Genomic DNA, 18,151 nt, shown 5'->3' with positions numbered 1-18,151 from the left:
TATTTTCCGGCCCTGAACATTCTCGGGCTCTCGAGCGCCAACACTATCGGGTCACCGGTCATCGCCCCAGGCTGCGTGCCAGGTACTTTCCGGTGTGGGTGTCCGAGGCCCCCAACCCGTCGACAGTTCCGGTGAAGGTGATCGATCCGCCGTGGTGCCCGCCATCGGGGCCGAGGTCGATGACCCAATCGGCGGCGGCGATGACGTCGAGATTGTGTTCGATGACGATCACCGATCTGCCCTCGTCGACCATCCCGGACAGCAGCGCGATCAGGTTCGACACGTCCGACGGGTGCAGACCCGTCGTCGGCTCGTCGAGAACCAGCACCGGCGACGACCCGACCAGTTCGGTAGCGAGCTTGAGTCGCTGGCGCTCGCCACCGGACAGCGAAGACAGGTTCTGGCCGAGCGAGAGGTATCCGAGCCCGACGTCCCGACACCGCCGGAGAATCTCACGGATCTTCTTGACGTCGAAGAAGTCCTGAGCGTCCTCGACGGACATCTCGAAGATGTCGGCGATGCTGAGGCCGTCGACGGTATGCCGGATCGCGCCCGAACGAAATCTCCTGCCCTGGCACGTCTCACATGTGCTCGTCACCGGGTCGGTGAACCCGAGATCGGTGAAGATGACGCCACTGCCCTGGCAATCGGGGCATGCGCCGTCGGAGTTGGGTGAGAACAGCGACGGCGGCTGCCCGGTCTTCTTGGCGAAGTAGGCGCGAATCGGATCGAGCAGACCGGTATACGTTGCGGGGGAGGAGCGTCGCGATCCGCGGATGGGTGCCTGGTCGATGATGACGGCGTCTGGTGCGACCTCACGAAGGTGACCGTGGATGAGGCTGGACTTCCCGGAACCGGCGACCCCGGTGACGGCGGTCAAGACACCGAGCGGCACGTCGACGCTGACATCGCGCAGATTGTGGGTGTCGGCACCGGAGATGCTCAGCCAACCCGACGGGCTGCGGGGAGTGCGTAATTCGACGCCCTCGCGCCGGAGTGCGGCCCCGGTTCTGGTGTCGGCACGCCGGAGTTCGTCGAAAGTACCCTCGAACACCACTGTGCCACCGGCTTTTCCGGCACCGGGACCGATCTCGACGATGCGGTCCGCGATGGCCATCACCTCCGGATCGTGCTCGACGACGAGGACGGTGTTGCCTTTGTCGCGCAGCGCCAGCAGCATGTCATCGAGGCGGTGTACGTCGCGCGGGTGGAGCCCGGTGGTCGGTTCGTCGAAGACGTAGAGCATGTCGTTGAGCGTGGCTCCGAGGTGTCGCACCATCTTGATGCGCTGTGATTCACCGCCCGAAAGCGACGACGTTGCGCGATCGAGGCTGAGGTAGCCGAGTCCGAGATCGACGAGTCTGCGCAGTTGCGTGACGATTTCCGCGGTGACGGTCCCCAGGCCTGTGATCTGCCAGCCGTCGATGCGGTCGGCGAGTTCGGAGACCTGCATGGCGAACGCGTCGGGCAGGGACAGGCCCTCGAGGGTGGCACCGCGGATAGTTTCGTTGTAGCGGGAGCCGCCGCAGGATTCGCAGACCCCGCGCGTGACGATGCGCTCGAACGCGAGCTTGGCCTTGCCCTTGAGCGCATCGGCGTCCTTCGCCAGATAACTGCGCCGGAACCGAGAGACGATTCCCTCGTAGCTCTTCATGACGGCATCGGGGTTCGTCACCTCGACCTCTCCGGGCGTGGCGTCGAAGAAGATGTGACGCTCGCGGGCCGAGTACTGCTCGATCGGGACGTCGAGATCGAACAGGCCGGAATCGGCGAACACCCGGTACGGCCATTTCCCGACCTCGAAGTCAGGGTGCTTGAACGGCCCCTCGCGCAGGGACCTCGTCTCGTCCACCAACTCGGCGAGGTCGACGATCTTCGCCTCGCCGAGCCCGTCGCATTCGGGACACATGCCGGCGGGATCGTTGAATGAGAACGCGTTGGCGTACCCGATCTGGGGAGTGACGGCTCGGGACCACAGCATTCGTAGCCAGTCGCCGATGTCGGTGATGGTGCCGACCGTCGAGCGTGGTCCGCCGAACAGGCGCTTCTGGTCGACGATCACCACGGCCGACAGGTTGGCGATCAGATCGGCATCGGGGCGTCCGTAGGACGGGAGGAACGTCTGCGCGAACGCGGTGAACGTGGAATTGATCTGCCGCTGGGCTTCGGCGGCGATGGTGTCGAAGACCAGCGAGGACTTGCCCGACCCGGAGACCCCTGCGAACACCACGAGTGAACGTTTGGGCAGATCGAGGCTGATGTCACGGAGATTGTTCTCGCGGGCACCGCGAACGATGATGGTGGACAGGGTCTCGGCAGGTGTCGACAGCGGAGCCGGAGTCATTGCGTTCGATTCGCCTTTCGCCGCCCCGGACGCTGGTTCGTCGGGGCGGACGCAGTCTACCGTACGGTGTACGGAAATGCGGTGTGCGTCAGATCCGTAGCAGACGAGCTGGTCTCTCGGTTCCACCCGGGCATCTGACCTTGGCCTGTGATGACCCATGTCGAACTCCGATGTGAGGTGACGGCCGTGGGTGCAGAGCACGCCTCCGGCTGCGAGGGTTTTCTACTTCCGGAGCGGGGAAAGTTTGGGACAGGGAGCGCGGATGCGTGGGGTGAGGAGCGTGGATGTGTGGGGTGGCGAGCGTGGATGTGTGGGGTGGCGAGCGTGGATGTGTGGGGTGGCGAGCGTGGATGCAGTTCGACGACTCGATCGCGATGGTCAGGCGCGGTGTTGGCCCACCGATCCCGTGTCACTGCCGGTCGTGCCGTAGGCGAGGTGGCCGCCGATCAGTCCGCCGACGCTCGCCGCCGCGAGACCAGCAGCTGCGAGAACTTTCGCTGCGCCGTCGGTCTGCTTCCGGCGTCGTAGATAGGAGCCGAGGAACAGGAACACGCCGGTCGCGTTCGAAGCCGCGTGGATCATCCCTACCCGTCGCTGGCGGGTGTCCATCGTCGACCAATCCGCCCAGCCGGTCGCGATAGCTGCCGGTGCCGAGAGGAGTCCGACCGAGATGACCAACTTGCTCGCTCTGGAGTGGCGACCGATCACATCGAGGGCCACTGCACTGGTCCAACTGCCGACGGTGACATTGACCAGTGCGGGGTGGATGGGGTGCCCGATCCACCGGCCGAGCAGCGCCGAGCCGACGCGGGTGTCGTCGAGCGCGGGCGCGAGGACGCTGTTGATTGCGTTGCTGGTTCCATCGAGGAACGAGGCGGATTCGAGGCTGTCGAGGGCTTGTTTCAGTGTCATGCGTAGACGGATGCCCCAATGACATGGAGCGAACCCTAAGGGCAGCCAAACCCGGGGTGGATGGGTTGAGGTTCTCTTCGTCGAGACTCGCGTCGTCGACGCCGATGGCACCGATATGTCCGACGGCGAACCGGGTGGGGCGCTTTTCCGTCCACTCGAGTGTGCGATGGGTGCTGCGAATCGCCCGAGGTGTCGCAGTCATGTGTGCCCCGAACGGCGGGTGGGTCGAGGCCGCGAGAGCGGTCGTCCTCTTCATGGGCGGGCAGGCGTTGTCGGCGAAGGCGTGGTTCGACCACGTGAAATCGCGGATCGCGCTGTTCGACGCGCTCGCGAGCGTGCGGTGCGTGTGCGAGATCGATGCGCGGCTGATGTTCAGGCGGCTCGTTGTTTTCGGCGGTGGTAGCTGGGGATGGGTTGTCGTGTGGGGTCGACGGTGTCGGGTGGGATGGCGTAGGGATGGCCGTCGGTGCCCATAGCCAGTTGCCAGTGACCGTGGTGGACGAGGCGGTGGCATTCTCCGCAGACGAGGGCGAGGTTGTTCAGATCGGTGGTGCCGCCGTGTTCCCAGAATGCGATGTGGTGGGCTTGGCACCATGGGGCCGGGCGTCCGCACATCACGCAGCATCGGTCGCGGATAGTCAGGGCGGTGCGTTGGTCCTCGGTCGCCAGTCGGGTGGTCCGTCCGAGGGCGAGTGGGACGCCGTGGTGGTCGACGATGACGGGGGTCAGGTCGGCGTCGCAGGTGAGCAACTCGGCGAGGGTGCGGCTCATCGGCCCGGTCCAGTCGAGGTGGAACGGCCAGTGAACATCTCCCGGCCCCACCGTCGACTTCTGCGCGCCACCGCCAGCGCCAGCACCACCGGCAGTCGCAGCGGCGTCATCGTCCGAAGTGCTGGCGGCGGTGGTCGTTCCCGTCGAATCCGGTGTGACGCTTCCGGTCTGCTGCTTGCCGCTGTGGGTGAGCAAGTCCCGCAACGGAACTATGAGATGCACCGACGCCCGGGACCCGCCCGCTGCGCCGGTACCCCTACCGCGCAGGTGTCGGTCGATCATCAGATCGAGTGCATCAGCGCGGCGTTTCGACGGACTGCGAGGATCACGTGCACCACCGGGACCGGGCCGCGGCGCAGTCAACGGCGAGAGCGCGGTGAGGAGTTTCTCGGCCATCAACCGGTCGACGTTGCCGCTGAGCTGGAACCGATCATCGGCGAGAGGGTGCAGATCGAATCGATTGAGATCCGGGTTCTCCGACACCGGCACCGGAGGCGGTCCCTGCGGTACCGGACCGCCGACGCCCGCACCACCACCAGCAGCGCCCTCACCACCAGCAGTGCCATCACCGCCACCAGCAGCACCATCACCAGCAGCACCATCACCAGCAGCGCCATCACCGGCACCCGAATAGCCGCCACCAGCAGCAGCCGAATCAGCGTCCCCGGCACCGGCATCGTCACCTGCATCGTCGCCGGTGCGGCGGGCCTGTTCCTGCTCCCACTCGCGGTGCTGTTTCTCCGCCTTCTGGTGCCGTGCCCTGGCCTCGTCGGCCGCCGAATGCGCCAACGCCTGCGCACGGGTGGCGACCTGACCGGCGGTAGTACCGCGCGCAGTCTCGAGCAACTCCGCGACGACGGCCTCGCGGTGTCGCTGGTCCAGGGTCGGGTCGGCCACCACGACCGTGGCGTACCCGTCGGCGATCGCCGAGGCATGCGCCGCGTGGATCTCGCTACCGGCGAGAGCATCGAGCACGGCGGGCCATTCGGTGAGCCACAGCCCCAACGCACTCTGGCGGGCAGCGGACCCGTCGGTGATCCGCACCGATCTCGCGTACCACCGCGTCACGGTCGAATGCCCGAGCTTCATCGCCAGACCACGGCGTTCGATCTCGGCGAGCAGCGTCAATCTCGCTGCAGCAAGAACATTTTCGTCGGAAGTCACGGCAGCGAGCTCGGAGACCAAATCCTGGTCCGCGAGCTCGAACACATCCCCCCATGCCTTCACACCGCACAAGCTATACCCACCCACCGACAGACATTCCGACGTTGCTGGTCAGCGCTTCCATCGAATACGGATGGGCCCCTTCGCGGTGGAGGGGTCGACGACGGATCCCTTCTGGGTGATCTCGACTTCACCTGCGTCGACCATGCGGCGCGCAGCGCGGCGGACCGGCTCCATCAACTCTCGCCACCCGTCGTCGGACAAAGCTCGGGCAACGTCGGAGGGGCAGATCGTTGCATCGCGGGATCGGGCGTCGAGCAAAGATCTGATTTTGTCTTCCAACTCCGTGTCGGTGCCGCTCACCTTGTGCCGACGGCATGCGTCGCTGCAGTATCTGACGTCATCCCAGTTCTTCTCCCACTTCTTGCGCCATTCGATCTTCCGCCCGCACGATGCGCAGACCTTGTCCGCGGGGTGCGCGGCGGTGGTGCGACGGGAATGGGCCATGCTTCGACAGTAACCTTCTCGCATGGCGATTCGACCCATCCTCATTGCCGGCGATCCCAGGTTGGCGACCGTCGCTGCTCCCGTCGCCGAGTTCGATGCGGAACTGGCGAAGTTCGTCGAGGACCTGTTCGAGACCAACACAGCAGCGCACGGAGCAGGTCTTGCCGCGAACCAGGTCGGCGACCCGCGCGCGGTCTTCGTCTACGACCTACGCGACCGCGGTGTCCGTCATCGCGGGCACGTGGTGAATCCCGCGCTCGAGACCTCGGAGATTCCGGAGACGATGCCCGACCCCGAGGACAGTGAGGGATGTCTGTCGGTTCCGGGGGAGCGGTATCCGACCGGGCGCGCGGACTGGGCACGGGTCACCGGCGTCGATGTGGAGGGCAATCCGGTGTCCGTCGAGGGCACCGGCTATCTGGCTCGGTGTCTGCAGCACGAGTGCGACCATCTGGCCGGCCACCTGTATCTCGATCGTCTGATCGGCCGCAATCAGCGAGCTGCGAAGAAGATGATCAAAGCCAGGGGGTGGACGGGGCCGGGGAACAGTTGGCTACCCGGATCCGACTCCAACCCGTTCGGTTGGTGAGCAATTCGGCTTCGTCGCCGTCAGAACGGGTTGTAGACGAAGAGAGTCCGGTAGTCCCACTCCGAGGACCCGGTTGGGATCCGTACCTGGGTCAAGCCGCGACCGTTCTGGGTGCACCAGGTACGCGCGTGGAATGACGAGCAGTCGATCTGCAGGCTGGTGCCGAACGGACTGATGATCAATGACCTGTCGCTCGCGCTGCTGTACGCCGCAGGATCGAAGGCACTCACGAAGTAATCGGTCCAGTCCTGCGGCCCGAACGGGTTGTCCTCGGGCGCCGCCGACGCCGTAGGAGCCAAGAGCAATGCGCCGCCGATTGTCAGTGCAGTTGTGGCGAGAATCTTCTTCAGCATGGTGGCTCCGTTCGTTTCGAGCACGAATACTCGGTCCGCACTGGATCGGCTGCAAGCGACCGCGCGTTACGGACCGCCTCCGCCGCCGAACACGGCACACTGGCAACCATGACAGCAATCGAAGCTCCCCTCGTGGCTCAGCGGCTCGGCCGTCGCCTCTCTGTCTGGGGTGTCGGAAGTGTGCTCGCCGGAACGGTGTTGGCGTCGTGCGACTCGTCGCCGGCGCGTCGAGCGTTCGGTCTGCAGACGGCCGGGTGGGGCGCGATCGATCTGGCTATCGCGGGTGCCGGTGCGCTGAGTTCGAAGCCTCCGACGGCAGCGAACTTGCACCGGCTGCTGTGGATCAATGCCGGTCTCGACGTCCTCTACATTGCGGCCGGTGCACATGTCGCCGTCCGCAGGCCAAGGTTCGGTGGCAGGATCACCGCTGACCAGGCGCTGGGTCACGGCGCGGCCGTTGTCGTGCAGGGGGCTGCGCTCCTTGGGCTGGACACTGCGCATGCCCGGATGATCGGCGGCTAATCACACGAGTGTCATTCTCGCCGTAGGCAATTTGTCAAGCACCGACACGCCTCATTTGTTGCGCGACAGGTCGATTTACGTAACACTCGTCCCATCAGTCACATCAGTATCGTGGGTCACACGGGAAACGGTGGGTTCGTCCATGCGTGTACGTAGTCGGCAGATCGCTGCCGGGGCTGTACTGGCACTGGCGGTGAGCGGGCTCAGCGCTCTGACCGCGCCGACCGTCTCGGCGGAACCATGTGGCGGTCTCGGCGGACCGGGCTCGTCGCCCCTGTTCGGATCGTCCGGCAGCGCAGGAATGTCGGGTAAGAACCCGCAGGGCCCGCAGGGGCCACTGCCACGGATCACCGGCAACACCCAGAGCATCGCCTGGGTCACCGGCCCGCTCAGCGTGAACAACACCTACAACGATCTGGCGATCTCGGGCACCGATCTCGGCATCACCTGGGACAACGGGTCCGGTCAGATCTTGATGGCGTTCGGTGACACGTTCGGCGATTGCTCCTCCGGCAACGCGCAGTGGCGCAGCAACGCGCTCTTCCGGTCGGACAAGGCCTCGACGAACCTGGCGAAGGGCATCGAGATCGGTCCTGCCGATCCCGCCTCCACCACCTCCGGTGCTGTGGTCAGGGCGAACAACCCACGCTATGCCGCCGAGATCATCTCGAGTGCAAAGCTTCCGAGCGTCGAGGACACGACGATCCCCACCGCCGCCATCGCGATCGGCGGAACCCAATACATCAACTACATGTCGGTACAGAGTTGGGGAACGCCCGGAAATTGGATCACCAACTACTCCGCGACCGCCAAATCCACGGACAACGGCCAGAATTGGACGACGGACCCCAAGACCATCCGCGTCAACAAGGGTGTCACCATCCCCGGCTTCGTCAACGTCCACGAAAGTCAGGGAAAGTTTCAGCAGAGTGCGTACGTACTCGGCCGAGATGGCAAGTACCTCTATCAGTTCGGTACTCCCAACGGGCGATTCGGTGATGCTTTCGTCTCCCGGGTTGCACCGTCGGCGATCGAGGATCTCACCCAGTACGAGTACTCGACGCAGGATCCGGATCCGGCAAAGCAGTGGTCGACGAACATCGGCGACACCGTCGCTGTCGTCAAGGGGCCGGTCAGCGAGATGTCGGTGGCGTGGAACGACTACCTGGGTCGTTACGTGATGATGTACGGCGACGAGCGCTCGCGCACGTTGGTCGCACGTACTGCCGAGAATCCAGAGGGGCCGTGGAGCGCACCGAAGACCATCCTCGACGCCAATCAGACGGCCGGCGGCATCTACGCACCGTTCATTCATCCGATGTCGAGCGGAAAAGACCTGTACTTCACCGCTTCTCGGTGGTCGGACTACAACGTGCTGCTGCTGAAGACGAACCTCGACGCGTTGAAGTGAGCTCCGCAGATCGCGCGATGGCTGCGTTCAGGTAGTTCTCGACGTCCAGATCTATGGGTGCGCAGTGCAATCCGCGCCGAATCGTCGCGAGATATCTGCTCGACGGTTCGCCGGGTTCCCGCTGGATCGAACTGGTCAGCGTGAAGGCCGGCACTGCGTCGATGTCCGGAAGTCGCAGTAGTGCATCGTATTTCCCGCGGAAGCTCTCGCCCTTGCGATCCACTGTGAGGTGCAACCACTGCCCGATTGCGAGAGTCGGCGGCACTGTCACATCGATGGACTCGACGACGTTCTCGACGGCGGCCAGATGGGAGAACTGGACCCGATCGATCAGATAACCGTGCGCCAGAGACCTGTTCGCAGAATCGGACGTCAACGACACGAAGGCCGGTGAACCGGCCCAGCGCCGCGAGACGCCAGCGAAGTACAGCGGGTGATCGATCCACAGCCAACGCTCGTCCGCCGGCATTGCCGCCGAGGGTGCCGGTGGGTGCGCACCGAACTCGGAGTTCTCGTCGGAACCTGTCAGGTACGCAAGAAATCTCTCGCGCAGCAGATTCGACCCGTACGAGAAGTACCAGACTTGCTCCGTCATTCGGTCTCGAACAGTTGCCGGTACGCCTCGGCGAGCAGATCGGCAGCGAGATCGTTGTTGTGTGTCGCCGCGGCCGTCGACCGCCCGGAGCGCATCAGCCGGGCATTGAGGCCGTAGGCGAGGTCGTCGAAGGTGTCGTCGTCGATCCCCAAGTCGACGTCCACGTCTTCCTCGAGCAGCGCCCCGAGGTCGATCGACCAGGACCACACCCTCTCTTCCCGATATGGTCCGCGTCCTGCGCTCACGGTCTCGTTGGAGACCTCCAGCTGTTCGTCCGTTCGGTCGCGCGGAACGTTCGTGTTGATCCGTAGGTCGAGTTCGATCGCATCGTCGTCGTGCATGATCTCGTCGACCCGAAGCGTCTCGAAACCACCGCAGGTCAGCGTCACCAAGCGCCGGGTCCCCGGGGTTTCGGGCTGATCGGACAGTTCGGTCTGATCGGACAGTGCCGTCACCTGCCACAGGTATTTCGCCGTGTTGGCGGGGTCGGGGATCGAGGAGTTGATGTAGTCGGCGACGGTGCTGCGGATGGCTGGGTAGGCGATGTGGTCGGACAGTTCCCAGAACTGTCGGCGACGCTGCCCGACGGCCGCGTCCTGGAGCGTCGCGCGCTTGGCTCGTTCCTTCGGGAGTGCGGATTTCGCCCCCGGCGCATCAGCGACCGTTGCGGACGTCGAGGGGCGTGGACGGAGCGGAGCCAGTTTCGAGACGATGGCCGTCAGTGTCGACAGATCCTCGACGGTACCCGGAGCGAAGTCGATGGCCTCGATGTCGGGCCAGATGTGCAGGTCGGCACTGAATTGTGCGGCGACGGAATCGGAGTATCCGACGGAGGCCTCGTTGTTCGCGAAGTGCAGTACGTACAGGCCGGACCGGTGCTCCTCGGCGGCGAAGATCGTGGATATGGATCCGGCGTCGGTGACGTCGAACCGCTCGAAGGTGAACCCGTCGGGAGTGGAGGCTGTCGTCATGGTCGTGAATCTACCGAGGTGAGTACGCTGCACCTATTCTTGCGTCGTGTCCGCATTGTCGGGTATTCGTTCCTCGGGCAGACGAGTTAGGTGAACCTTGGGTTTCGGCCGTTCAGAGTCGTTCTGCCGCCCGGGGTTCCGGGTTGTGCGACGTCGCGGTGTCAGTTTCGGCAACGTGAACAAACGACGAATCGGCTTTGCTATCTTGTGGAATGTCTGTTTCCACCGCTAATGAAACAAACACGAAACACGCGGTGTGAAAGATACCGAGAGTGGTGCCAGCGGGCACGGCTGTGGTGCTCGATGGAAGGTGGTTGCGCGTGGGCGGTTATCTTGCGCGGAGGTTGCTCAACTACGTCGTACTGCTGCTCATCGCGACGTTTCTGACCTATCTCCTGGCGTCGCTCACCTTCGATCCACTGTCCAATCTGCTCAGCCGTAATCCACCCCCATCGGACGCGGTTCTCGCCGCCAAGCGTGCGGCCCTGCATCTCGACGACAACCCGGTATTGCGCTACCTGAAGTGGCTGTGGGCGGTGCTGCACGGTGATTTCGGCCAGACGATCGCTGCTGGTTCGGTCAACGACGAGCTGTGGCGTCGCATTTTCGTCTCGCTACGGTTGGTGGTGCTCGGCACGGTCCTCGGCGCGGTGCTGGGGACGCTCGTGGGTGCGTACGGGGCCGTTCGGCAGTACAAGATCTTCGACCATGTCGCCACTGTCGTGACGTTCATCCTCATCAGCACACCGATCCTCGTCCTTGCTCCGGTACTCAAATACCTGGCCGTGCAGGTCAATCAGAGCACCGGCAGTCAGTTCTTCCAGTACACCGGCGAGACGTCCACAACGCTCGCGCCAGGTCTGATGAACGAGATCGTCGATCGAGCGCAGCACCTGTTGCTGCCGACCATCGTGCTGATGTTGTTCACGATCGGCGGTTACAGCCGCTACATGCGCAGCTCCATGTTGGACGAGCTGAACATGGACTACATCCGCACCGCTCGCGGAAAAGGTCTCACCCGTGGCCGTGCGATCTTCAAGCACGGCTTCCGTACTGCGCTGATCCCGATGGCGACGTTGTTCGCCTTCGGTATGGGCGCGGTGATCACCGGCGCGACGTTCACCGAGCGCGTGTTCGGGTGGTACGGCATGGGTGACTGGTTGATCTACGGCATCACCAGCCAGGACATCAACATCACGCTCGCAGTGTCGTTGTTCACCGCGCTCTCGGTCCTCGTTTCCGGGATGTTGACCGACATACTCACGGCCGCATTGGATCCGCGCGTTCGCTACGCGGACTGAATCCACCACTTCGACGAAGGAAAGGATCTTCCGATGGCGACACCTGTGGTTCCCGATATCGCTGCGGTGGAAGGCCCGACTGCAACGTCGGCGCCGATCACCCGACGGCGATTGGTATTGCGCCGGTTCCTGCGCAACCGGGCGGCTCTGGTCGGCGTGGTGGTGTTGATCGCGATGTTCGTGGGGGCGTTCGTGCTTCCGCATTTCATCCCCTACTCCTACGAGGAGCTCGACGCATACGCACTGAACTCGCCGCCGACGACGCGGCACTGGTTCGGCACCAACCAGATCGGCCAGGACGTTCTGGCTCAGACATTGCGTGGTCTGCAGAAGTCGTTGATCATCGGCATGCTTGTCGCTGTCATCTCCACGGTGCTCGCCGGTGTCGTCGGCGCGGTCGCCGGATACTTCGGCGGTTGGCCTGATCGGGTGCTGATGTGGGTGGCCGATGTTCTGCTCGTCGTACCCAGCTTTCTGGTCATCGCCATCTGCTCGCCGCTGTTTCGCGGTAAGAGCTTCTTCATTCTGGTCCTGCTGCTCGCGGCCTTCGCGTGGATGATCACCTCACGCATCATCCGGGCGATGACGAGGTCCCTTCGTGAGCGCGAATTCATCCGTGCTGCAAAGTACATGGGCGCGACACCCGGCAGCGTCATCGGCAAGCACGTGATGCCGTCGATGGCCTCGATTCTGATCGTCGACGTGACGCTCAACGTGGGTATCGCCATCATCGGTGAGGCGTCCCTGAGTTACTTCGGTTTCGGCGTCCAGCGACCCGACGTCTCGCTCGGGACGTTGATCGCCGACGGAACCTCGTCCGCGTTGACCTATCCGTGGCTGTTCGCGTTCTGTTGTGGCGCATTGGTTTTGATCGTGCTGGCCACCAACTTCGTCGGCGACGGCCTGCGCGATGCATTCGATCCGAACTCTACGAGGGGACAGGCACGTGGCTGAGGCGGTGCCGGTGTTGAAGGTCAGCGGACTCGAGGTCAGCTTCCCCAGTGAGGAAGGACGCATCACGGCGGTCCGTGGCCTGGACTACCAGGTCGACAAGGGCGAGGTGATGGCCATCGTCGGTGAGTCCGGTTCGGGCAAGTCGGTCTCGTCTCTCGCCGTCATGGGGCTGCTTCCGGAGACCGCGCGGGTCACCGGGTCCATCGAGCTGAACGGCCGTCAACTGCTCGGACTCTCCGATCGCGAGATGTCCCGGGAACGTGGGCGTTCGGTGGCGATGATCTCGCAGGATCCGTTGACCGCGCTGACACCCATCTACCGCATCGGCGATCAGATAGCCGAGGCGATCTCGGTGCACAATCGGTCGTTGACCAAGGCGAAGGTCCACGAACGCACCCTCGAGTTGCTCGATCTGGTCGGCATCTCCGACCCGGCGACCCGGGCGCGGTCATATCCGCACGAGTTCTCCGGCGGCATGCGTCAACGCGTCGTCATCGCCATGGCCATTGCCAACGACCCGGATCTCATCATCGCCGACGAGCCGACGACAGCTCTGGACGTGACGATTCAGGCCCAGATCCTCGATCTTCTCCGTACCGCTCGCGATGTGACCGGGGCCGGCGTCGTGTTCATCACGCACGACCTGGGAGTCGTTGCCGGCGTTGCTGATCGAGCGATGGTGATGTATGCCGGTCGCGCAGTCGAGACCGCGCCGGTGGACCGGTTGTACGAGCATCCGTCGATGCCGTACACCGTCGGCTTGCTCGGGTCCGTCCCGCGCCCGGATCGTCCGGCGCAGGAACGGCTCGTCCCGATCGAGGGAACTCCGCCTGCCCTGGTGAACCTCCCGACGGGCTGCCCGTTCGGGCCTCGATGCCCGTTGCACATCGACGCCTGTGATGCGGGGGAGCCACCGTTGGTCGAGGTCGCGCCGAACCACAGAGCTGCGTGCATTCGCGTCGATGCGGCCACGGCAGAGTCGGTGGAGGAGGAGTTCGAGGGGTCAGAGGGATCTGCTCCGGCAGAACAGGCGGCGACGGTATCGAAGGACGCCCCGGTGCTGTCGGTGAAAGGTCTGTACAAGAGTTACCCGATGTTCAAAGGATCGGTGTTGCGCCGCCGAGCCGGCGAAGTCGCTGCGGTACAGGGCATCAGCTTCGACGTCCACGCCGGGTCCACATTGGCGATCGTCGGTGAGTCCGGCTGCGGAAAGTCGACGACGCTGCTCGAGATCATGGAATTCGTGAAACCGCAGCAGGGTTCGATCGAGATAAACGGCGTCGAGCCCTACAGTCTGAGCCGCAGCGACCAACGAAAACTGCGGGCGCACATTCAGATCGTGTTCCAGGACCCGATGGGCTCGCTCGATCCGCGTATGCCGGTGGGCGAGATCATCGCCGAGCCGCTCAAGATCAACGGCGTCGGAGTCGACGAGCGCACCCGCCGCGTGCGCGAACTCATGGACATCGTCGGGATGCGTCCTGAACTCGCGGACCGGTATCCCACTCAGTTCTCCGGCGGCCAGCGTCAACGCGTCGGCATAGCACGAGCTTTGGCCCTGGAGCCGTCGATCCTGGTGCTCGACGAGCCGGTATCGGCGCTGGATGTGTCGATCCAGGCGGGCGTGCTGAACCTGCTGCAGGATCTACAGGACGAGCTGGGGCTGGCGTATCTGTTCGTCTCCCACGATCTGTCGGTGGTGCGGCATCTCGCCGACGAGGTCGCGGTGATGCGCAACGGCGCGTTCGTGGAGAAAGGCCCGACGGCGCAGGTCTTCGACGCGCCGAAGCACCCGTATACGCGGGCTCTGCTCAAAGCCATCCCCATTCCCGATCCGGTGCTCCAACGCGCCCGAATCGCCGAAGCCGCGAAACTGGCCGACGCGATCTGACCCTGCAGGTTTCGTGCACACTGAGAAAGGTGAACTGATGAGAGTCAAGCTATTTCGGGCACTGGTCCCGATCGCGGTGGCCGTGACCACCGTGGGTCTGGTGGCGGGGTGCAGCTCCGGCGACTCCGGGCCCAACCCCGACGCGCCTGCGTCTTTCGACAGCGGCGAGCAGATCAACCCGCATCCCATCAGCGATCTGCAGCAGGGCGGGAACATGAACTTCCCGCTCTCGCAGGTGCCTACCAATTACAACTACTACCAAATCGACGGAACCACGGTCGATGCCGCGCGATACTACGCAGCGCTGATGCCGACGGCGTTCAAGGCCGCCGCCGACGCGAGCCTGACGGTGGCGTCGGACTTCTTCACCGACATCACCGAGGCGGAGGTCGACGGCAAGCAGGTCATCACCTACGACATCAACCCGAAGGCCAAGTGGAGCAACGGCCGACCGCTCGATTACACCGATCTGGTGGCTCAGTGGACGGCCAACAACGGCAAGGACCCGGCCTACGAGGCCTCGTCCACGGCAGGTTACGACAAGGTCGAGTCCGTGGTCCGCGGTGACAACGATCAGCAGGTGATCGTCACGTTCGCCGAGAAGTTCGGTGACTGGCGTTCGCTGTTCACGCCGCTGATGCCTGCGGAGTCCATGAACAGCGTGGAGGCGTTCAACACCGGTTTCGTCACGTCGATGCCGCCCACTGCGGGCCCGTTCCGGATCAGGACCATCGAACCCGGTGGCAAGCGCATCGTCGCCGAGCGAAACCCGGACTGGTGGGGTGAGAATCTCGCGGTGCTCGACACCATCACGTATCTGCCGCTCGATTCGACCGCAGCCATCGGCGCGCTGCAGAGCGGCGAGATCGATTACTACGAATTGGGCAGCAATGCAGACGCGTTCAAGGTTGCGCGCGGCATCCCGAACGTCGACCTGCGGCAGAGCCTCGGGTCGCAATACCGCCACTTCGACTTCAACGGGGCACCCGGTCGCATCACCTCGGACAAGGCCGTTCGGGTCGCCTTGATGAAAGCGATCGATCGTGACTACCTGGCTACCTCGCAGCTCGGCCAGATCACCTCGAACCCAGCGGTGCTGAACAATCACATCTTCGTCGACGGGCAGAAGGGCTACCAGGCCAACAACGGCGACATCACCTTCGACCCGGAGAAGGCGAAGTCCGAGCTCGACGCAGCAGGCTGGACGATGAACGGGGAGTTCCGTTCCAAGGACGGCCAGCAGCTCGATCTGCACGACATCATTCCTGCCGATACACCCAATGCGACGCAGGAAGCGCAGATCATTCAGCAGAACCTCAAGGCAGTCGGTGCCAATCTGATCATCGACGCCGTGCCTGCGGACGACTTCTTCGAGAAGTACATCCTGGTCGGTGCTTTCGACGTCACTCACTTCACCTGGGAGGGAACGCCGTTCACCTCCAGTAGTGACGGTATCTTCCGGCTGACACCTGGGAGCACGCTGCAGAACTACGGGCAGATCGGGTCCGAGGAGATCAATGGTTTGCTCGATACCGCTGCGGCCGAACTCGACGACGATGCGCGTATCGCCGACTACAACGAGGCGGACAAGGCGATCTGGGCCGAGGGACACAGCTTGACACTGTTCCAGCGTCCGTTCACCTACGCGACGAAGTCGAATCTCGCGAACTTCGGCGCTCCAGGATTCGGCGATCTCGATATGTCGAAGGTCGGGTTCCTGAAATAAGAAGCGGGCTGGCATATCCGGTCGGTGCCGCGGCAATCACTGTGATTGTCGCGGCATCGACCGTTGTCGTCATCGCGCCGTTGAGTGTGTTCGTTGTGCTCGTCGTTCTGGTCCGGACGGGTTGGTCGGTGGCGTGCGCGCTGCTGGCCGGGCGGTCAATGGTCAGCTCGACCACCGTACGGCGGGTGCGGTTTCAACACCGTATGCGCTCTCGCGGCTACCTCGAGGTCCGCGAGAACGGTTCGCGGGCATGGTATCCCGTCTACTTCCACACCGGCTTGTTGGCGATCGTCCCCGATGCACATGCCCGCATGAGTAGGTCGATCCTCGGGCGTCGTGCGTTCATGATCGAACCCGGGATTCTCGCGGTTCCGTCGGGTCCTCGCCGGGCGTCGCTCCCTCTCGGCGCTCCGCTCGACGCCCCGCGATTGAACGAGTCCGATTTGCGTACCCGCAGTGACCGGTTCGGTTCGCTGCGCCGCCGAGTCGTGCTCGACGCCCCCGCCGCGGTGGCGGGACCGTTCATCGGCTTGTTGTGGCTCGTCGTCGACGGCGGCGGTTTCGCCGAGTTCTCGGCAGTTTCCGTGCTGGCTGCTGTTACTGCGATCTGGTGGTCGGCGATCGGTGGCAGCGACCCGAGCTGAGCTGCGCTGCTGAGCAATTCGTCCGACGCATGATCGTAACTGCCGAGAAACACACCTCCTCTACGTTCGGGATTCGGACAATTCAGGAGGCATCATGGCGAAGTCGATGGCGGAGCATGCAGCGGAGACGATCACCAAGGGGATCGGTCGTCGAGGATTCATCCAGGCTGTGGCGGCCCTCGGCGCGGGAGTCGGAATTGCCGGTACGGCAGCATGTTCGACCTCCTCATCGAGTACGGCCGCGTCGAGTTCGTCCGCACCGACAGCTACCGGCATCTTGCAGCCCGGCGCGGGAGATATCTCCGGCGACCACTACCTGAGCTCGGAGGTCGACCAGGTGCTGTGGGGGTATGTGCCGACGGTCGAGTCTCAGTCGGTAGTGCAGATGAAGTCCGGCGAGACGGTGACCATCGACGCGCTCAGCCACGAGGGAATTCTCGAAGACCAGGGTCGTGATCCGGTCGAGTTCTTCGGCAGCAAGGGCGTGTCGGAATCCGATGTGCTGCGCGATGCCATCGACATCGCAGGCGGATACGACCGTACCGTCCGTAACTTCGACGTGGATGGCCCGCACGTGGTGACGGGGCCGGTGTTCGTCGAGGGTGCGCAGCGCGGCGACGTGCTGAAGATCGAGACGCTCGAAGCGATACCGCGCGTGCCGTACGGCGTGGTGTCGAGTAGACACGGCAAGGGTGCTCTCGCGGTGACGGCGTCGGGTGAAGCGCCCGCGGGCATCGACCTGTCCGAGGTGATGCCGCCGATCGGGAGCGATGGCAGACAGTCCGGTGACCCGACGCAATACGGCAATGTCTCCACGTTCACCGCAGTCGAGGACGGGCAGGGTGTGATGCAGTACGGGGATGCAGCCGTACGTTTTCCGCTCCGTCCGTTCATGGGCATGATGGGTGTAGCGTTCGCGGACGAACCGGGCCTGACGTCACCGAACGCCAACTCGGTTCCGCCGACCCTCGGCGGCGGCAATATCGACATCGGACTGTTGGGTGTCGGTTCCACCTTCTACCTCCCGGTGTTCGCAGAGGGTGCGTTGTTCTACGTCGGTGATCCGCACATGGCCATGGGCGACGGCGAGGTAGCGCTCACCGCGATGGAGGGCTCGTTGCGCGGCACCTTCCGTCTCACGGTCTGCAAGGCCGGCAGTGGTGATGCCCCGTCCGTGGCCTATTCGTATCCCTTCGCCGAGAACGCGGATTCCTGGATCCCGATCGGCTTGTCGGATCCGGACGGTGCCGTCGACGGTCAGAGTTCGGACCTGAACGCGGCCATGCGACGTGCCGTGGTCAACGCGCTCGACTTCCTCGAGAACGATCTCGGAATGGACCGTGCGACGGCGTACGCCTACCTCTCCGCCGCCGCGAACTTCAGTGTCTCGCAGGTGGTCGACAAGACAGTCGGCGTGCACGCCCAGATATCGAAGACGCATTTCGATCGGTAGGTCACCCCGCTCTCGGTGGGCAACGGTAGTGACGTACCGAGGC

16 protein-coding genes and 1 pseudogene are annotated in these 18,151 nt (G+C 64.0%); 9 read left to right on the top strand and 8 right to left on the bottom strand.

Annotated elements, in window-relative coordinates; all coding sequences use genetic code 11:
• Positions 1–58: 58 nt before the first annotated feature.
• From J1M87_RS27875 to J1M87_RS28950, 5 genes and pseudogenes are all read right to left on the bottom strand, one after another.
• Positions 59–2,344, bottom strand: coding sequence for an excinuclease ABC subunit UvrA (locus J1M87_RS27875; protein WP_206492887.1), 2,286 nt, complete (start codon positions 2,342–2,344; stop codon positions 59–61).
• 378 nt (positions 2,345–2,722) lie between these two features.
• Positions 2,723–3,256, bottom strand: a complete 534-nt coding sequence (locus tag J1M87_RS27870; RefSeq protein WP_206492886.1) for a DUF2231 domain-containing protein — start codon at positions 3,254–3,256, stop codon at positions 2,723–2,725.
• A gap of 372 nt (positions 3,257–3,628) precedes the next feature.
• Positions 3,629–5,254 carry a DUF222 domain-containing protein gene (locus J1M87_RS27865; RefSeq protein WP_307830940.1) on the bottom strand — a complete coding sequence of 542 codons (1,626 nt, stop codon included), beginning with the start codon at positions 5,252–5,254 and terminating at the stop codon, positions 3,629–3,631.
• A 48-nt stretch (positions 5,255–5,302) separates the two neighbouring features.
• A complete protein-coding gene (locus tag J1M87_RS28955) occupies positions 5,303–5,554 on the bottom strand; it encodes a DUF3253 domain-containing protein (protein WP_307830943.1) in 252 nt (83 codons plus the stop codon).
• Positions 5,555–5,569: 15 nt separating this feature from the next.
• Positions 5,570–5,698 (bottom strand): annotated as a pseudogene (locus J1M87_RS28950) (DUF2256 domain-containing protein); the annotation flags it as partial.
• A gap of 22 nt (positions 5,699–5,720) precedes the next feature.
• Here J1M87_RS28950 and J1M87_RS27855 point away from each other — a divergent pair.
• The gene (locus J1M87_RS27855) at positions 5,721–6,287 is read left to right on the top strand and encodes a peptide deformylase (protein WP_206492883.1); all 567 of its coding nucleotides are present in this window, start codon (positions 5,721–5,723) and stop codon (positions 6,285–6,287) included.
• A gap of 20 nt (positions 6,288–6,307) precedes the next feature.
• Here J1M87_RS27855 and J1M87_RS27850 read toward each other — a convergent pair whose 3' ends face one another.
• Complete coding sequence (locus J1M87_RS27850) at positions 6,308–6,640, bottom strand: hypothetical protein (RefSeq protein WP_206492882.1); 333 nt, start codon at positions 6,638–6,640, stop codon at positions 6,308–6,310.
• Positions 6,641–6,748: 108 nt separating this feature from the next.
• Here J1M87_RS27850 and J1M87_RS27845 point away from each other — a divergent pair, with 108 nt between their 5' ends.
• Together J1M87_RS27845 and J1M87_RS27840 are read left to right on the top strand one after the other, a co-directional pair.
• On the top strand, positions 6,749–7,162 hold the full coding sequence (locus J1M87_RS27845) for a hypothetical protein (RefSeq protein WP_206492881.1): 414 nt from the start codon (positions 6,749–6,751) through the stop codon (positions 7,160–7,162).
• 142 nt (positions 7,163–7,304) lie between these two features.
• Positions 7,305–8,573, top strand: coding sequence for a DUF4185 domain-containing protein (locus J1M87_RS27840; RefSeq protein WP_206492880.1), 1,269 nt, complete (start codon positions 7,305–7,307; stop codon positions 8,571–8,573).
• Here the strand turns inward: J1M87_RS27840 and J1M87_RS27835 are convergent.
• Positions 8,506–9,168, bottom strand: a complete 663-nt coding sequence (locus J1M87_RS27835) for a hypothetical protein (protein WP_206492879.1) — start codon at positions 9,166–9,168, stop codon at positions 8,506–8,508. The genes J1M87_RS27840 and J1M87_RS27835 overlap by 68 nt on opposite strands.
• Complete coding sequence (locus J1M87_RS27830; RefSeq protein WP_206492878.1) at positions 9,165–10,139, bottom strand: hypothetical protein; 975 nt, start codon at positions 10,137–10,139, stop codon at positions 9,165–9,167. Before J1M87_RS27830 ends, J1M87_RS27835 begins: the two co-directional genes overlap by 4 nt.
• Before the next feature lie 320 nt (positions 10,140–10,459).
• On the opposite strand from J1M87_RS27830, the gene J1M87_RS27825 reads away from it, so the two are divergent.
• The 6 genes from J1M87_RS27825 to J1M87_RS27800 all read left to right on the top strand — a co-directional run bounded on the left by J1M87_RS27825 (position 10,460) and on the right by J1M87_RS27800 (position 18,108).
• Entirely contained in the window at positions 10,460–11,440 is a 981-nt protein-coding gene (locus J1M87_RS27825) for an ABC transporter permease (protein ID WP_206492877.1), read from the top strand.
• 33 nt (positions 11,441–11,473) lie between these two features.
• On the top strand, positions 11,474–12,394 hold the full coding sequence (locus tag J1M87_RS27820; protein ID WP_206492876.1) for an ABC transporter permease: 921 nt from the start codon (positions 11,474–11,476) through the stop codon (positions 12,392–12,394).
• Entirely contained in the window at positions 12,351–14,285 is a 1,935-nt protein-coding gene (locus J1M87_RS27815; protein ID WP_206492875.1) for an ABC transporter ATP-binding protein, read from the top strand. Before J1M87_RS27820 ends, J1M87_RS27815 begins: the two co-directional genes overlap by 44 nt.
• Before the next feature lie 37 nt (positions 14,286–14,322).
• Positions 14,323–16,011, top strand: coding sequence for an ABC transporter family substrate-binding protein (locus tag J1M87_RS27810; protein WP_206492874.1), 1,689 nt, complete (start codon positions 14,323–14,325; stop codon positions 16,009–16,011).
• Positions 16,012–16,052: 41 nt separating this feature from the next.
• Complete coding sequence (locus tag J1M87_RS27805) at positions 16,053–16,655, top strand: hypothetical protein (protein WP_206492873.1); 603 nt, start codon at positions 16,053–16,055, stop codon at positions 16,653–16,655.
• Positions 16,656–16,749: 94 nt separating this feature from the next.
• Positions 16,750–18,108 (top strand): acetamidase/formamidase family protein, encoded by a 1,359-nt coding sequence (locus J1M87_RS27800; protein WP_206492872.1) that lies wholly within the window; start codon positions 16,750–16,752, stop codon positions 18,106–18,108.
• Positions 18,109–18,151 lie beyond the last annotated feature (43 nt).

The organism is Rhodococcus sp. KRD162, assembly GCF_017168335.1.
Classification (GTDB): Bacteria; Actinomycetota; Actinomycetes; order Mycobacteriales; family Mycobacteriaceae; genus Rhodococcoides.
This window is presented reverse-complemented; position numbering and strand designations above follow the sequence as displayed.

Bases quoted from the DNA above. Each gene is read 5' to 3' on its own strand.
- J1M87_RS27875 (WP_206492887.1), bottom strand. From the start codon at position 2,344: ATGACTCCGGCTCCGCTGTCGACACCTGCCGAGACCCTGTCCACCATC.
- J1M87_RS27870 (WP_206492886.1), bottom strand. From the start codon at position 3,256: ATGACACTGAAACAAGCCCTCGACAGCCTCGAATCCGCCTCGTTCCTC.
- J1M87_RS27855 (WP_206492883.1), top strand. From the start codon at position 5,721: ATGGCGATTCGACCCATCCTCATTGCCGGCGATCCCAGGTTGGCGACC.
- J1M87_RS27850 (WP_206492882.1), bottom strand. From the start codon at position 6,640: ATGCTGAAGAAGATTCTCGCCACAACTGCACTGACAATCGGCGGCGCA.
- J1M87_RS27845 (WP_206492881.1), top strand. From the start codon at position 6,749: ATGACAGCAATCGAAGCTCCCCTCGTGGCTCAGCGGCTCGGCCGTCGC.
- J1M87_RS27840 (WP_206492880.1), top strand. From the start codon at position 7,305: ATGCGTGTACGTAGTCGGCAGATCGCTGCCGGGGCTGTACTGGCACTG.
- J1M87_RS27835 (WP_206492879.1), bottom strand. From the start codon at position 9,168: ATGACGGAGCAAGTCTGGTACTTCTCGTACGGGTCGAATCTGCTGCGC.
- J1M87_RS27830 (WP_206492878.1), bottom strand. From the start codon at position 10,139: ATGACGACAGCCTCCACTCCCGACGGGTTCACCTTCGAGCGGTTCGAC.
- J1M87_RS27820 (WP_206492876.1), top strand. From the start codon at position 11,474: ATGGCGACACCTGTGGTTCCCGATATCGCTGCGGTGGAAGGCCCGACT.
- J1M87_RS27815 (WP_206492875.1), top strand. From the start codon at position 12,351: ATGCATTCGATCCGAACTCTACGAGGGGACAGGCACGTGGCTGAGGCG.
- J1M87_RS27810 (WP_206492874.1), top strand. From the start codon at position 14,323: ATGAGAGTCAAGCTATTTCGGGCACTGGTCCCGATCGCGGTGGCCGTG.
- J1M87_RS27800 (WP_206492872.1), top strand. From the start codon at position 16,750: ATGGCGAAGTCGATGGCGGAGCATGCAGCGGAGACGATCACCAAGGGG.